The sequence below is a fragment of the Peribacillus sp. P4_D6 genome (assembly GCF_056401795.1).
The window spans coordinates 1-2,056 of the sequence record NZ_JBFUIQ010000287.1 but is presented as its reverse complement, the minus strand read 5'-3'; the positions used below and the strand labels follow the sequence as shown (position 1 = coordinate 2,056).

Sequence of the window (2,056 nt, the reverse complement as noted above, 5' to 3'; positions counted from 1 at the left end):
GGTGGAATGTATGTTTACAGAGCTGAAGATGCAGGGGGAGGACTATCTGCCTGTGATGAAGGGGAACTTGCCTGGAAGCCATTTCAATGGGTTATGGAGGCAAGTGAAGTTGTGTCCAACATAAAGTATTACCTGAAAGATATATTACAGGATGAACCACCACAAGAATTTGCATGTACCTATGAAAATGAACAATTAATATCAGTCAAAAAGAAGCCTCTGCATGATATGGCAAAAGAATTGACTTTCAATTGAAAACCGCCCATTTGCGATTTTTTTGCCTTTTTGATTCCTGAGCCAAAGCGGCGGGGGAATATTCGGAATATTGATATATTTATGAGTTAAGCAAGACTCTGAAATTATATATTGTGAGGATAAAACGAAATCCATCTAATATAATTTCCTCATAAAGTCGGGGCTTTTAAAAGGAAATCCGGAAATGGTATTGCCCGTAAGATCGTTTCGTACCCATATGAGCACACACAAAGATAGCTGCAGATTCCTGCAGCTATCAGACTGTAGACAAACTCGATGAAAATCGACTTTGTCTATTTTTATAGCTTGTAGCAATTGGACGTTGATTTCCGCTCCAGGCACTCGCTTTCCGCGGGCGGTCGGGGAGCCTCCTCGGCTTTCGCCTGCGGGGTCTCCCCTAGACGCGCTTTTCCCGCAGGAGTCTCGTACCTTCCGTTCCAATCAACTTTGTCTTACCTTTTAGATAGAACACTTTTGCCTGGAGTCATTTTTGTTTTAAAATAGAAGTATTAAAACTTGAGGTGATGAGGATGCTTTTCTAAACATGATTCTTTTCAGCGAGATCAACTTGAAATGATTACTTTAGATCAACTGGTGCCACCGAACCATTTGGTTCGAAAATGGAGGCTKCCATTGACTTCACTTTCATTTATGACTTGGTGAAAGATATGTATTCAGAGKTAGGACGCCCAAGTATTGATCCAGTTATTTTAGTTAAACTGACTTTCATTCCACGTTCGGGAAAAATTATGAGCGACGCTTTAAAGATACAGACCTGTTTGAACAGATTTTCTATCGCATTTTAATGACAGCTGCTAATAAAAAGTTAATAAGTGCTGAACACGTTTTCGTGGATTCCACACATGTGAAAGCCAGTGCGAATAAACGGAAATTTGTAAAGAAAATCGTTCGTAAAGAAACACGAGCGTATCAAGGACGTCTTCAAGAAGAAATCAATCAAGATCGTGAAAACCATGGAAAAAAGCCTTTTCCACCAGATAAATTTCATAAAGAAGAGACCAAAGAAATTAAAGAAAGTATAACGGATTCTGAGAGTGGCTACTATGTGAAAGATGAACGAACAAAACAGTTTGCCTATTCATTCCACGCGGCCGCAGACCGCAACGGTTTTGTATTKGGAACGATTGTGACACCTGGAAATAYACATGACAGTCAGATCATAGAGCCACTAGTTGAACAAGTGATTGAGAAAGTTGGAAAACCGGAAGCCGTTGCCGCAGATGCAGCTTATAAAACACCAGCGATTACAAGCTACCTATTTAACAAAGAAATCATACCGGCTTTACCTTATACACKTCCTCGCACCAAAGAAGGATTTTTCCGCAAACAGGACTATGTATACGATGAACATTTTGATTGTTACCTTTGCCCTTCGGGCGAAACTTTAAAGTACTCAACAACAAATAAAGAGGGCTATCGCGAGTACAAATCGCCAAAACAAATTTGTACAACATGCTCATTTWTATCTCGGTATACAGAAAGCAAAGACTGTCAAAAAGTGGTGATACGACATATCTGGCAAACACATGTGGAATAAGCAGATGATCTGTGTCATCATCAAGATGTAAAACCTATATATGCAAAACGTAAAGAAACGATTGAGCGTGTATTCGCAGATGCAAAAGAAAAGCATGGTATGCGTTGGACTACTTTAAGGGGACTTAAAAAATTGTCAATGTAGGCGATGCTTACTTTCGCTGCCATTAATTTAAGGAAGATGGCCAATTGGATATGGCGAGGTCCAAAAATGGCCTAACATGTGGGCTCGTWGAGCCGCAAT

Annotated in this window: 1 protein-coding gene and 1 pseudogene; both read left to right on the top strand. The window is 40.2% G+C overall.

Annotated elements, in window-relative coordinates:
* On the top strand, positions 1 to 255 hold a 255-nt coding region (locus AC1DVB_RS26815; RefSeq protein WP_477591859.1), incomplete at its 5' end, for an NUDIX hydrolase.
* A gap of 573 nt (positions 256 to 828) precedes the next feature.
* A pseudogene (locus tag AC1DVB_RS26810) lies at positions 829 to 2,032 on the top strand (IS1182 family transposase).
* Positions 2,033 to 2,056 lie beyond the last annotated feature (24 nt).